The organism is Shouchella tritolerans, assembly GCF_025770735.1.
GTDB classification, from domain to species: domain Bacteria; phylum Bacillota; class Bacilli; order Bacillales; family Bacillaceae_D; genus Shouchella; species Shouchella tritolerans.
This window is the reverse complement of the sequence record NZ_JAODPB010000006.1, coordinates 62936-76724: the sequence shown is the minus strand read 5'-3', so window position 1 is coordinate 76724 and position 13789 is coordinate 62936. Positions and strand designations below refer to the sequence as shown.

General features: G+C 45.8%; 10 protein-coding genes and 1 pseudogene. 7 read left to right on the top strand and 4 right to left on the bottom strand.

Annotated features, from left to right (window positions below):
- Window positions 1-7: 7 nt before the first annotated feature.
- The 4 genes from N6H06_RS18400 to N6H06_RS18385 all read left to right on the top strand — a co-directional run bounded on the left by N6H06_RS18400 (window position 8) and on the right by N6H06_RS18385 (window position 3736).
- Entirely contained in the window at window positions 8-727 is a 720-nt protein-coding gene (locus N6H06_RS18400) for a (Fe-S)-binding protein (protein WP_062750277.1), read from the top strand.
- 5 nt (window positions 728-732) lie between these two features.
- Entirely contained in the window at window positions 733-2160 is a 1428-nt protein-coding gene (locus N6H06_RS18395) for a LutB/LldF family L-lactate oxidation iron-sulfur protein (protein WP_062750276.1), read from the top strand.
- Window positions 2153-2842 (top strand): LutC/YkgG family protein, encoded by a 690-nt coding sequence (locus N6H06_RS18390; protein WP_263707663.1) that lies wholly within the window; start codon window positions 2153-2155, stop codon window positions 2840-2842. The genes N6H06_RS18395 and N6H06_RS18390 overlap by 8 nt, the downstream gene beginning before the upstream one ends.
- Window positions 2843-2917: 75 nt before the next feature.
- A complete protein-coding gene (locus tag N6H06_RS18385; protein ID WP_062750274.1) occupies window positions 2918-3736 on the top strand; it encodes a FadR/GntR family transcriptional regulator in 819 nt (272 codons plus the stop codon).
- Window positions 3737-3811: 75 nt separating this feature from the next.
- Here the strand turns inward: N6H06_RS18385 and N6H06_RS18380 are convergent, their stop codons facing one another.
- The 3 genes from N6H06_RS18380 to N6H06_RS18370 all read right to left on the bottom strand — a co-directional run bounded on the left by N6H06_RS18380 (window position 3812) and on the right by N6H06_RS18370 (window position 7268).
- A complete protein-coding gene (locus N6H06_RS18380; RefSeq protein WP_062750273.1) occupies window positions 3812-5020 on the bottom strand; it encodes an iron-containing alcohol dehydrogenase in 1209 nt (402 codons plus the stop codon).
- 22 nt (window positions 5021-5042) lie between these two features.
- Window positions 5043-6518, bottom strand: coding sequence for a betaine-aldehyde dehydrogenase (betB, locus tag N6H06_RS18375; protein WP_404830361.1), 1476 nt, complete (start codon window positions 6516-6518; stop codon window positions 5043-5045).
- Between the two features lie 183 nt (window positions 6519-6701).
- Window positions 6702-7268: a GbsR/MarR family transcriptional regulator gene (locus N6H06_RS18370; RefSeq protein ID WP_062750271.1), complete on the bottom strand. Its 567-nt coding sequence runs from the start codon at window positions 7266-7268 to the stop codon at window positions 6702-6704.
- Between the two features lie 188 nt (window positions 7269-7456).
- On the opposite strand from N6H06_RS18370, the gene N6H06_RS18365 reads away from it, so the two are divergent.
- On the top strand, window positions 7457-8305 hold the full coding sequence (locus N6H06_RS18365; RefSeq protein ID WP_062750270.1) for a glycine betaine ABC transporter substrate-binding protein: 849 nt from the start codon (window positions 7457-7459) through the stop codon (window positions 8303-8305).
- Window positions 8306-9719: 1414 nt separating this feature from the next.
- A pseudogene (locus N6H06_RS23100) lies at window positions 9720-10685 on the top strand (adhesive domain-containing protein); the annotation flags it as partial.
- 24 nt (window positions 10686-10709) lie between these two features.
- Here the strand turns inward: N6H06_RS23100 and N6H06_RS18360 are convergent.
- Window positions 10710-11924, bottom strand: a complete 1215-nt coding sequence (locus tag N6H06_RS18360; RefSeq protein ID WP_263707662.1) for a hypothetical protein — start codon at window positions 11922-11924, stop codon at window positions 10710-10712.
- A 192-nt stretch (window positions 11925-12116) separates the two neighbouring features.
- Here N6H06_RS18360 and N6H06_RS18355 point away from each other — a divergent pair, with 192 nt between their 5' ends.
- A complete protein-coding gene (locus N6H06_RS18355; protein WP_263707661.1) occupies window positions 12117-13787 on the top strand; it encodes a glycoside hydrolase family protein in 1671 nt (556 codons plus the stop codon).
- Window positions 13788-13789 lie beyond the last annotated feature (2 nt).

Genomic DNA, 13789 nt, shown 5'->3' with positions numbered 1-13789 from the left:
TGGTAATGTGAACGTTGCGCTATTCGTCACATGTCTAGCGGACATTTTTTATCCAGGTGTTGGGAAAGACACTGTAGAAGTACTCGAACGTCATGGTTGCAGTGTCAAATTTCCGGAAAATCAAATTTGTTGCGGGCAACCGGCATTTAACAGTGGCTATCATAAAGATACAAAAAAAGCAGCCAAACATACTATTGAAACGTTTGCCGATGCCGATTATGTTGTGCTGCCGTCAGGATCATGTGCTGCTATGCTCCTCGAATACAAAGAGCTGTTTGCTGACGATCCTGAGTGGAAAAAACGGGCAGAGGAGCTTGCTAGCAAAACGTATGAACTGACCCAATTTCTTGTCCATGTACTTAAAGTGGAAGACATTGGGGCAGTTTGCAACAAAAAAGCGACATACCATACGTCATGCCACATGTCGCGGTTATTAAGGGAAACCGAGGCCCCTTTTTCTTTGTTGGAACAAGTAAAGGGGCTTGAGTTGGCCCCGCTGGCAAACAAGGAGTCGTGCTGTGGCTTTGGCGGTACGTTTTCAGTCAAAATGCCTGCTATATCGGAACAAATGGTGGAAGAAAAAGTCGGCCATATCGAAGCGACTGGTGCTGAGCTACTCATTGGTGCCGATTGCGGTTGTTTGATGAACATTGGCGGGCGGATCGAACGAAACGGTAAAGCAATTGAAGTAAAGCATATCGCCCAAGTCTTAAATAGCAAGGAGTGAGGAATGTGGCCATTAAAATAAGTGATGTTCCTTTTTCAGAGCGGGTTGAAAAAGGGCTCCAAGACGGCTTTATGCGCCAAGCGGTCAGCTCTGCCCAGGAACGGCTGAAAACATCAAAAGGTTCAGCGGAAAAGGAGCTTGGCAATTGGGAAGAGTGGCGCACATTAGCTGAAGAAATCCGCACACATACGCTCAATCATATTGATTTTTATTTGCAGCAGCTTAGCGACAATGTCGAGAAGGCAGGAGGACATGTTTATTTTGCCCAAACGGCTGAAGAAGCCAATCGTTATATCAAGGAAATTGTAAGCAGCAAAGAAGCGCAAAAAGTCGTCAAATCGAAATCGATGGTAACCGAAGAAATCGGCATGAACAAAGCGCTCGAAGACATTGGTTGCGACGTCATTGAAACCGACCTAGGCGAGTATATTTTACAAATAGACGACCATGATCCCCCTTCCCATATTGTTGCGCCAGCATTGCACAAAAATAAAGAACAGATCCGCGATACATTTAAAACCCGCAAAGGCTATACAAAGTCGGAAAATCCCCAAGAGTTGACATTGTTTGCCCGGGAACAGCTCCGCAAAGAGTTTTTGTCTGCCGATGTTGGCATTACAGGCTGTAATTTCGCCGTAGCAGAATCAGGGAGCATTTCGTTGGTCACGAATGAGGGAAATGCTCGCCTAGCGACAGCACTGCCTAAAACACATATAGCCGTTATGGGGATGGAACGGATTGTTCCGACATGGGAAGAGCTCGACATTTTAGTAAGCATGCTTTGCCGAAGCGCAGTAGGGCAAAAATTAACGAGTTATGTGACTGGCCTCACAGGTCCGCGCGAAGATGGCGATGCAGACGGTCCTGAAGAGTTTCACCTCGTCATTGTCGATAATGGACGGTCCAATATTCTCGGCACTGAATTCCAAGCAGCGCTTCATTGCATCCGCTGTGCAGCTTGCATTAATGTCTGCCCCGTGTACCGCCACGTCGGCGGCCATTCCTATGGCTCCATTTATCCAGGGCCAATCGGGGCAGTGTTAACACCGTTATTGGAAGGGTATGAAGACCACAAAGAGTTGCCTTATGCGTCAAGCTTATGTGCAGCTTGCACTGACGCATGCCCTGTCAAAATTCCTCTTCATGAATTGTTAATTAAGCACCGCCGCGTTATTGCCGAACAAAAGCAGACTGCGCGAACCGAAGCACTGGCAATGAAAGGGTTTGGAATCGGTGCGAGTTCGCCTACTATGTATAAGGCTGGAACCAAAGTAGTGCCGTTTTTGCTGTTCCCGTTTGTAAAGGATGGTGCGATTCCGAAAGGGCCAGGGCCGCTAAAAGGCTGGACAGATGTCCGCCATTTGCCCGCTCCTGCCAAACAACGGTTCCGTGACTGGTTCAAAGCGCGGCAAAAGGAGAGTTCACATGATTAAAAACCGTGAGTCCTTTCTCGACCATGTGGCAAATCAACTTGGCCGGCCCCGCAAAACAGAAGGTGTTTTACGTCCCAATTACCGAGCTTCCCCCCAATTTGAAGTATTAAAAGACGCTTCAAAGGATGAGCTGGTTATGGTACTGAGGGAACAATGCGCAGCCATCCATACAGACTTTAAACAAGTGGATAGTGGCCAGTTAGAGAGAGTCATTGATGAAACAATCGCCATGTATGGAGCGCAATCAGTCATTACTTGGGATGACCGCCGTTTTCACGATTTTGGCCTCAGCTCCTTTTTAAACCGTCCTTCTGTTTCGTTATGGGACAATCGTGACAGCAATCGTTCTATCGAGCTGGCAGAAAAAGCGGACGTAGGCATCACCTTTGCCGATATCACTCTTGCTGAGTCAGGAACAGTCACATTGTTTAGCAGTAATGGCAAAGGGCGTTCTGTCAGTTTGTTGCCTCGCTATTATATCGCGATCATCCCGAAAAGCACGCTAGTGGCGCGGATGACGCAAGCGGCGATCCACATTCAGCAACTAGCAGGCGAGGGACGCCTCCCATCGTGCATCAATTTTATTTCAGGCCCAAGCAACAGCGCTGACATTGAAATGAGTTTAGTCGTCGGCGTGCATGGCCCGCTAAAAGCTTGCTATATAGTAGTGAATGACAAGTAAATAACACTCAAGGCCAGTGGTAACTCGCTGGCCTCTTAGTTGTTGGATATGTCACTAGGTAGAAGGGGACTGCAGATGCTTTTTACTAGTCAGCAAAAGGATGTTGCTCGTTTTCATATGCTATACTTAAAACGAGAAGTTGCAAATGAGGTGTCTGCTATGTCCTTAAAACAAGTAAAGTCTAAAAAAGTGTCCGAATTGATCCGCGACCAACTCGAGGACATGATTCGGAGCGGCGATATTCAACCAGGGGAGAAACTCGATTCAGTCGAGAAACTATCGGCGACATTCCAAGTAAGTCGTTCGGCCGTTAGGGAAGCATTAAGCGCATTGCGTGCAGTCGGACTTGTGACGATCCGCCAAGGAGAAGGCACATTTGTCAATAAATTTGATTTTTCAAGTATGGTCAAACCAGTAGGCATTAAGGGAGTTTTATCGAATAAAGAGAAACAAGATTTATTCCAAGTGCGAAAAATTCTCGAAGTCGGCGTCGCAAGTTTGGCGGCTGAAAACCGCAGCGCTGACCACCTTGCCAAGATCGAGGAGGCGCTTTCGCAAATGGCCAAAGCGGAAGCTGGTAAGGATTTAGGCGAGGAGGCAGATGTTCGATTTCATTTAGCCTTGGCAGAGGCGACAGAAAACGATTTGCTGATTGAAATGATGCAAAAGTTGTCTGATACGCTGGTCATGACCATGTATGAGAGCCGGAAAATCAGTCTTTACGCCGAAAAACAAACGCTTAAACAGCTCCATTATGAGCATGAACAAATTTTTAAGGCGGTGGAAGCGCAAGACAAAGACAAAGCCCACCAGGCAATGATGATTCATTTAGTGAATGTGGAACAAGCGCTGATGGAATATGATAAGCAAAAACAAGAAGACGGCAGCCAGTAAATATGCGAGAAAGAAAGGTGTTTGCCTTTCACTGCTAATAAGCAAGCCGCAGAAGCGGCTTGCTCGTTGTTTTGTTTAAAGGGTGCTTGGTACTAGGTTAAAGCAGCGTTTGTAAATCCATTCATAATCAGCAAGCGTCAAGTCACGAGGATTTCCAATGGTTTGTGGGTCTTTCAACGCTTCTTGCGCCCAACGGCTAATTTGTGTTTTGTCAACGCCTTGGTCTTCAAGTGACGGGATTTCCAGTTCTTCGACTAACTCATACATGTAGCGGACGGCTGCCTTGGCTGCCTCGTTTGTTGTCATCCCCGTTATGTTTATGCCGAATGCTTGGGCAATGCGGGCAAAGCGTTCAGGCGCTCCTTTCCAGTTGAATTCCATGACAGGTCCCATCATTGCTGCCACACATTGTCCATGAGCTACAGGGACGATGCCGCCAAGAGACTGGCTCATTGCGTGAGCGGCCCCAGCCGATTCGCTCCCATAGGAAAGCCCCGCTAACATCGCAGCTTGCGCCATTCCATAGCGTGCTTCTAGGTCGTCCCCGTCTGCAAAAGCGCGGCGTATATAGGTGGCTGCATATTCAATTGCCAATAAGGCGACGGCATCTGTAACGGGCTGTGCATATTTCATCGTGTAGCATTCAATTGCATGGGCTATGGCATCAATGCCTGTCATCGCTGTGACATGGGGAGGCATCGAAGTATGCAATTGTGGATCAATAATGGTTACGTGTGCAGCGATCAAGGGGCCGCCTGTGTTGAATTTGTATTTTCGTTGTTCATCCGTAATGACCGCCCATTGTGTCACTTCAGAACCTGTACCGGCAGTGGTTGGAACAGTAGCCAATGTTGGAATTCGCCGTTCAAGCGGCTTTTTGCCCTCTGCTGCTTCGTAATCAAGAACTGTGCCTTCGTGTGTCACTTCCACGCCAATTGCTTTAGCTGTATCCATAGAAGAGCCGCCGCCGACAGCCACTAAGCCGTCGCAACGATGTTTCTCGTAAACGCTGGAACCTTTGGCGATTAATCGTGTTGGTGGATTGGGCTCAACTTCGTTGAAAAGGACGACGTCAATGCCCGCTTTTTCGAGGCTTTGTTCGACTGGTTTTGTAATCCCTGCTTTGTAAATGCCAGGGTCCGTCACAAGCAATATTTTTTTGGAACCAAGGGCGCGGACTTCTTCGCCAAGGTGGGAGATAGCGCCAATGCCATGCTTAATTGCGGTCGGTACTTCAAAAGTATGGTAGTTTAACATTGATTCAACTTTCATATGCATGCTCATGTTTATCGCTCCTTGATTGTTTTTACCCGCGGAACCAGCCGATTGGTTGCGGTTGCTTATTGCGGAAAATATGCTTTGTTTCCGTGTACTCTTCTAAGCCGATTTTGCCTAATTCTCGCCCGAAGCCAGATTGTTTGTAGCCTCCCCAAGGCGCTTGGGCAAAGTATGGGTGAAAGTCATTGATCCATACGGTTCCTAAACGAAGTTTGCTTGCAATGTGTTCTGCTTTGCCAATATCATTGGAAAAAATAGCGCCAGCAAGCCCATAGATGGTGTCATTTGCCTTTGCGATCGCTTCGTCTGTTGTTCTGAATGTTTCGACTGTAAGCACAGGACCAAACACTTCTTCTTGGACGATGCGCATGTTGCTGTGGCAGTTTGTAAAAATAGTTGGTTCTAAGAAAAAGCCGTTTTGCAGTTCAGGGGCGTCCGGGCGTTTTCCGCCACAGGCAAGTGTAGCGCCTTCATCTAATCCGATTTTAATGTAGCCTTCAACTTTGGCGCGGTGGGCGGCAGAGATAAGCGGCCCAGACTCTGTTTTTTCATCGAAGCCATTGCCAAGCTTGATACGTTTAGCCCGCTTTACTAATTCTTCTACGAAAACATCATGAATCGCTTCTTCAACAAGCAAGCGCGAGCCAGCAGAACAAACCTGACCAGCATGGAAAAAGACAGCGTTTAAGGCTTGGTCAATGGCTGTTTCAAAATCAGCATCAGCAAAGACGATATTAGGGTTTTTGCCGCCAAGTTCTAGAGCCATTTTTTTTACATTACCGCTTGCTGCTCGCATGATCGTCTTTCCTGTTTCAATGCCTCCAGTAAATGAAATCAAGTCGACATCTGTACTTTCGGAAAGCAGCGCGCCAACTTCCTTGCCTGTGCCAAGCACAAGGTTGGCTACTCCTCTAGGAAGCTCGACTTCTTCAAATAGCTCAAATAGTTTCATCGTCGTAAGGGGTGTAAGTTCGCTTGGCTTTAAAATAAGGGTGTTTCCTGCAATGAGTGCAGGCGCCAATTTCCATGCTGCTTGCAACAACGGATAATTCCAAGGCGTAATTAGCCCACACACGCCCACAGGTTCACGGACAACGATGCTCGTTGAATTCGGAAGTGGGCTCTCAATGACTTCGCCCCCATTTTTGTCCGCCAGACCAGCAAAATAAAAAAACACATTGGCGATGTCTTCCATATCGGTTCGGCTTTCTTCAAGCGTTTTACCTGTATCAAGGGACTCCAAGCGGGCGAATTCCTCACTTTGATCGGCTATTTTTTGGCCAATTAGACGTACCCGTTCACCTCGTTCACTTGCGGATGTAGCGGTCCAAACGCCTTTATCAAAGGCAGCTCGGGCAGCTGCAATCGCAGCTTGGCTGTCTTCAGCCGCACCTTCTGGCACTGTTGCGATCACTTCCTGGTTAAAAGGATTGATAATTTCTCGAACTTGGCCATTCTTGGCATCCGTCCATTCTCCGTTAATAAACATCTTTCCGCGAATCATCAACCTCTCTCCTTTATTTTGTTTAATATATATTAAACGTTTTGTATAAAATAAACATATCATTTCTGTTCGTTTGTGTCAAAAAAAAAGCCCCCTTCATAAGTGATGCCCATTGTAAGGATCACTATTTTAGGAGGTTCTTTGACTGAAACTTGATGATAATTGTATCCGGTTAGCTCTTTGTTAGGAGGTGCCGTTCTCGTTTTTATAGCGTTCAACTAAATCTTTGGCAAGGTTTCCATTTTGGAACTGTTCTACTAGTAAGCCAAGAAACTCATAATACTCAAGGGAAGCAGTTATTTTTTTTAATGTGTGTGCTGCTTCCGCTCGTACCTCGTCTGGCGTCTCAGCATCGTCCAATAATGCTTTGTACAGAGGAATTGCTTGTTTAACTGCCTGGAGGTTCACGCTACGCTCCCGTTCCCATCTCCGTGTAAAAAAGGAAATGAAAAATTGAAAGAAGTCTTTTTCAGCCTCATACAAGTCTTTACGCTCACCTTTTCGGTACACGCGGTGAATAATTTTCTCCTCTAGGAGTTTGCGTACGCCAATACTCATGCTGCCTTTGCTCATTCCTAATTCATCGCGGAGATCATCGAGCGTCATCGGCCCGTCGTTTAAATACAAAGTCGCATAAAGTTGCCCGACTGAACGGTTTACACCATAAATGTCCATCGTATCGGCTATGCCGTCTTTAATGATTGCGTGCGCTTGTTCTAATTTTTCAAAAGCATGTTCATCGTTTTCCATTTCAACACCTCAATTGCAATTTAACCAAATTTAGCGATAGTATAGCTGTTTACCTGTAATAAAGCAAGGTAGCGAACGACTGGCAGTTCTGTTGGATGTTGACAGAATGAGAGGCTATGTTAGTATAGTTTCTAAAATATTTAATTCGTTTTAAATATATTATACATAATTAGAGAGGATGATCGATAGTGAAAACCATTCGCTTGCCTGCATTTTTCCTATTGGCTTTGCCCATGATGTCGGCCTGTGGCGCCCAAGGGGAAGAAGCCAAAGAAATTGAACTCGTTTATGTTGTATGGGATTCTGAAATCGCTTCAAACCACGTGGTGAAGATTGCTTTGGAACAAGCCGGTTATGATGTAACGTTAACAAGTGTTGAGCAAGGAATCATGTGGTCGTCAGTGGCAGACGGAAGCGCCGATGCCCATGTTGCCGGATGGCTGCCAGAAGATATGAAAGTCCACTATGAACAGCATAAGGATGACATTGTCGATTTAGGAGCTAATCTGGAAGGGGCACAAACTGGCTTAGCTGTCCCAATGTATATGGAGATTGACAGCATCGAAGAATTGTCAGCTGATGTCGTCAGCACCATCACAGGCATTGACGCTGGCGCAGGCGTGATGATGACAACGGAAGAGGCGCTTCATGAATATGGAATTGATGATGTTACGTTGTCATCAAGTTCAGATGCGATTATGACGGCAGAGCTTGGCAACCGCTATGCCGCGCAAGAACCAATTGTCATTACCGCTTGGCAACCTCACTGGAAGTTTAATTCGTATGATCTAAAATTTCTTGAGGACAGCAAAGGCATCTATGAAGCAAACGGAGAAATCCGTACAATTGTCCGTGCAGGCTTGGCCGAAGAAAAGCCAGAAGCTTATCGAATTCTCGACCAATTTTACTGGACAGCAGATGATATGAATGAAGTCATGTTGTATATGGCAAAAGATGGAATGGAGCCAGAAGAAGCAGCGGAAAAATGGGTGAATGCCAACCAAGATAAAGTCGATGAGTGGTTGAAAGGCGTATAGAATTAAGAAGAACAGCTATTTTAAACGCTTGCATTGACACGCCGTGAGGGATCATGCTATCTGGTTCATTGCGGCTTTTTTGTGTATTAAAGGCCGCGCCTCGCACTGAGCTGGCGTGGTTCAAGCATTATTTACCCAAAAGGGCGCCTATCCTTACTGCAAGTTTGCTAGGAGGCGGTTTAGCGAGTCAAGCAGTTGAAGCATTTCATAAAAACCCGAAAATCAAATACCAGTTGATATTGGGTTGTCCGCAAAATTTGGAGGCAAATTCATTCAATATCAAGCGCTGAAGGAGATCAAGCGTATTCTTAAAGCACCCGCAAGGCTGTCTGCCCACCTACCGTCAATAGTAGCCCCATTTATTAGTTACAGTTGCCTAAAAGAGATCATTTTAAAAGGGCAGAAAAGACCTCCATAAAAAATCTAGGAGACAAAGAATGTGTTTTTTGCTATAAGCAGGGCTAAACGATGGAATGGTTCTCTAGTATCTTATTTTAAAATTCTTCTCATAAACTACCAAATCTTCTACGTACTTTATCCTCCATGTTCGGTTTTAATCCCCATTAATTACTCTGTACCAACGGTTTTATTTTTACATGTAGTTAAATATCGCTGAACAATTTTAATAGAAATCTTAAAGAATACCTATCATTACATGTCTAAATAAGGGGAAATCTTTTAAAGGTTTGTTGAGATATTTCTATCACAGAAAATAAAATTTAATAGATTTAAAACATAATAGGAGAAATGAATTATTAAACCAACCTACATCATTCTATTTAAAGGGTTTTAATGGTGTATAACCCGCCTAACATTAACGGTTTTTCTACAAAAGCAGTTGCTTCATATCAAGTCTTTTTTTCATAGGAGTAGTTCTACAGAAGGATTGTACATCCAATCTAAGGCATCTTTTGATACAGGACTTAAGTATTGTGTTGGGTTGAGGGAATGGTATGTAAGTAGGAAAAAGATGATACGTGACTGGGCTATTCGTATGCTATCATGCGTATCAAGTACACTAAAATAAATAAATAGACCTATTTGTTTTGAATAAATAGGCCTTAGTTCCTCTTGATGTAAGATGTGTGCTTAGGAGAAACCAAACATGAAAAGGGGAGTGATCGTTTTTCTTTTCCTATTAATTTAAGCAGATTTTAAAAAGTACGTTATGAAGCATTCGCAAGCAATCCTTGTCATTCCTCGGTATACGAAACCGCTGTCGGCTATCGGTTGCATACACCTTTTAGGACAGCAGTGGCTATTTATAATCGCTATTAATGCGCGATCAATATTCGGAAAAATGGCTTTATTATGTATGCTTTTTTGCTTTTTATCAATAAAGTTACCGAGAGAAAATACTTAACAGAGGAAGTGTGGACTATTGTCTTCGAAAAAGTACGATTACAAAAAAAAGATGAAAAATAGGCAAAAAAGAAAAATGAGCACTCTTTCAAAAGTGGTCGCTTCTACGGCGATTACAACTCTAACAATAGTGCCTTTCAGCAATCTTGCCAATGCGGAAGGCGTATCTGGAAATGTGTTGACAAACCCAAATGCTTACGTTTCGCCAGCTAGTTTAACAGAGTTTCAATTATTGACGGATGTTGCAGTCAATGCTCAACTTGGTAATGCTGACGAAAATGGGCTTTATGATCTGGGGCTTTCTTTAACTGGGCGAGGCCTTGCTGATGCCGAACTCCTCGGTCCAGAGCGTACGGTTATCTTTTATTCTCCTGACCTTGCTGATAAGTGGACGGTAGAAGGGCCGGCGCAAGTCAGAGTAGAAATCCTTCCAGTTACAATGGATTCTTTGCCAACTCTAGGCAATTTAATAGGGGATATCACGCAGCAATTGAATACTACAGTTAATGACTTGGTTGCTGCAGTTGACCGGATTGTAAATAATCCAATTACGGCACCTTTAATTCGTGTAAGTGGATTAACAGAATTACAAGATGCTCTAAGTGCGCTTAATAATATAGATGGAGCGCTAGCTGATCTGCTTGCTTATAATGATGAAGTAGAAGCAGTCGTCCAGCCAGACGGTTCTATCATTGTTAATTTTTCAGATGGTATAGGAAATCATCTTGAATCGGCGATTCAAGATGTTGTGGTTCAATTACTGAATGATGTAGTAGATGCGATTGGCAATGTCAGCATTGACATTTTGGGTGGTGGGATTTCCGTTCCTCTAGAGCCTCTTCAAGCGCTTGTCCAACCGCTTTTAGGTCTAATTGATAATATTTCCGGTGGTGCGATAGATCTATCCAATGATTTGGTTGGCGCGCAGTTGCTGGGAAGGACAGAAGTTACGCTGAACACAAAAGTGGACGGCACCAATGTATTTGGTGAAGTTCCAATTTACGGCGCAGGTGTACACAATAGTGCGATTGATCTTCAACTGCTAAGCAGCATTGGGGATTATGATACAGTAATATTTGATGACGACAGTGATGCGGACGCCGATGCTGACGCGGACGCTGACGCCGATGCCGATGCGGATGCGGACGCCGATGCTGACGCCGATGCGGATGCGGACGCTGACGCGGATGCGGATGCGGACGCCGACGCCGATGCGGATGCGGACGCCGACGCTGATGCGGACGCCGATGCCGATGCGGACGCTGATGCGGATGCGGATGCGGACGCCGATGCGGACGCTGATGCGGATGCGGACGCCGATGCGGACGCTGACGCCGATGCCGACGCTGACGCCGATGCCGATGCGGATGCGGACGCTGATGCGGACGCGGATGCCGACGCCGACGCGGATGCGGATGCGGACGCCGATGCGGACGCGGACGCGGATGCGGACGCCGATGCGGATGCGGATGCGGACGCTGACGCCGATGCCGACGCTGATGCGGATGCGGATGCGGACGCTGACGCCGATGCGGATGCGGACGCCGATGCTGACGCCGATGCGGACGCGGACGCCGATGCTGACGCGGATGCGGATGCGGACGCCGATGCGGACGCTGACGCGGATGCCGACGCCGACGCGGATGCTGACGCGGATGCGGATGCGGACGCCGATGCGGACGCGGATGCCGACGCCGACGCCGATGCGGACGCTGACGCCGATGCCGATGCGGACGCTGACGCCGATGCGGATGCGGATGCGGATGCGGATGCTGATGCTGACGCCGATGCGGACGCTGACGCCGATGCGGACGCTGATGCGGATGCGGATGCGGATGCCGATGCGGATGCGGATGCGGACGCTGACGCCGATGCGGACGCCGACGCCGATGCGGATGCGGACGCGGATGCCGACGCCGATGCGGATGCGGATGCGGACGCCGATGCGGATGCGGATGCGGACGCCGACGCTGATGCGGATGCGGATGCCGATGCCGACGCGGACGCGGATGCCGACGCCGACGCTGATGCGGATGCTGACGCCGATGCGGACGCCGATGCGGACGCGGATGCGGACGCGGATGCGGATGCCGATGCGGATGCGGACGCTGACGCTGATGCGGACGCCGATGCGGATGCGGACGCGGATGCGGACGCGGATGCGGATGCCGATGCTGACGCTGATGCGGATGCGGATGCGGACGTGGACAGGGTTACTGATAAAAATCGGGTCGATCGAGACTATACTGGTAAGCAAGACTCTTCGAAAGATGGGAAGAAGCTCCCAGATACAGCAACTTCCATTTGGACTGTAGGAGTTACGGGAATGGCAGCACTATTAGCTGGAATAAGTGCTCGACTATTTCGGAGAAAGAGATAGAAGTGTTATAAGGAAGCAAATGCGCTATTAGCATTTGCTTCCCTTTAACTAATCTAGGAGGGTTGAGCCATGAACCAGAATCTTACCCAAATATTTAATCGTGATATGGATCAACTGCATGCATTTATTACCGAGTCAGGGGAGTACAAGGAACTACGAAAAGAAAAGCCGGTTATCTTGTTTCTTTCTATTGGCTATTTAGATAAACGAGCAACGGTATTAACCGTCAAGGAGAATAGTTTTCAGCGCGCTTGGAAACGTCTTTACAACAGAGGGGTTTCCATCATGAAGCAGGAATATTCCTGTTTAAAAATCGACTGGGTTACTAGTACTGAACAACACTCGCTTTTGTCATTTATTAACACTATGACCAAAACAAAAAAGAACTACTTTAGGCAAGGAATCAGTTTTGATGAAAACTTTAGCTATGCTTTTTTAGAGCAAGAGATCAATGGAAACGCAATGATTCAAATTGACAAAGATACAAAGCGAGGGTATTTAAATGAAAAAAACATTCAATCTTATATTCGGAACCATCGCCCTCATTTAAAACGATTAGATTTCAACAAAGTTTCCTCGGTAACCACATTTACAACAAAAGGGTACTTTTTAGAAAATCAGCAGCTTTATGCCCTTAAAGAAGGGCCAAGGGACAACGGAAGACGGGATACCCTTTTAGACGCTGTGGAAGTAAAAGAAATGATTGCTAGCGGACTCAATTATTTGGCTAAAATGAATAAAGAGGCGGGCCAATTTACATATGGGTATTTTTCTTGTTTTGATAAAGAAATTCATTTTTATAATTTGTTGAGACATGCCAGTACACTTTATGCAATGATCGAAGCCCTCGAAATCACTAAGGACAAAGAGGCCATTCCCGCTATTGAAAGAGGCCTTGATTATTTGCTAAAGGGGCTACATGTTGATAAGAAGCAAGGGGCTGCCTATGTTGTCGACGGAGTCGAACAAGATCAGTTGGAAGTTAAATTAGGAGCGAATGCAGCTGCCATTCTTGCTTTTACAAAGTATACGGACGTTTTCCAAAATGATCGTTACCTTCCAGTTGCCCAACAGCTGGCAAATGGGATATGTCAGCTTCAACAAGAAAATGGTGGCTTTCACCATGTCCTCCATTATCCATCTTTCGAATTAAAAGATGCATTTAGAATTGTTTATTATGATGGAGAAGCTGCTTTTGCTTTGCTAAGGCTTTATCAATTAGACAAAAATGAAAAATGGATGAAGACAGTTGAAAGAGCGTTTGATTACTTTATTGCTAACGAATATTGGAAAAATCATGATCACTGGCTTAGTTATTGTACAGAGGAATTGACACGATATAAGCCATTGCGAAAGTACTTTCATTTTGGTCTACAAAATGTTCAAGCTAAACTAGATTTTATCTATCATCGCATCACCACATACCCGACTTTTTTAGAATTGACATTGGCAGCTTACAATATGATTCAGCGTATGAAAGAAACAGACCATCGAACCCTTTTAGCAGAATTCGATGAAAAAAAACTTGAAAACACTATTCACAAACGCGCAGAATATCAACGCAATGGATATTTTTATCCAGAATTGGCTATGTATTATAAAAACCCTTCTCGAATTCTTGGCAGCTTTTTTATTCGCCACCATTCATTTCGAAGCCGTATTGATGATGTAGAACATTACTTATCTGGCTACTGTCGCTATTTTGTGCACATGAGGACTGAATCACGATTGTTTAAATAGAG

What these genes read in the sequence shown, in the direction of transcription:
- N6H06_RS18390 (WP_263707663.1), top strand. Translation starts at nt 2,153, where the DNA reads ATGATTAAAAACCGTGAGTCCTTTCTCGACCATGTGGCAAATCAACTT.
- N6H06_RS18380 (WP_062750273.1), bottom strand. Translation starts at nt 5,020, where the DNA reads ATGAGCATGCATATGAAAGTTGAATCAATGTTAAACTACCATACTTTT.
- N6H06_RS18385 (WP_062750274.1), top strand. Translation starts at nt 2,918, where the DNA reads ATGCTTTTTACTAGTCAGCAAAAGGATGTTGCTCGTTTTCATATGCTA.
- N6H06_RS18355 (WP_263707661.1), top strand. Translation starts at nt 12,117, where the DNA reads ATGAACCAGAATCTTACCCAAATATTTAATCGTGATATGGATCAACTG.
- N6H06_RS18370 (WP_062750271.1), bottom strand. Translation starts at nt 7,268, where the DNA reads ATGGAAAACGATGAACATGCTTTTGAAAAATTAGAACAAGCGCACGCA.
- betB (WP_404830361.1), bottom strand. Translation starts at nt 6,518, where the DNA reads ATGATTCGCGGAAAGATGTTTATTAACGGAGAATGGACGGATGCCAAG.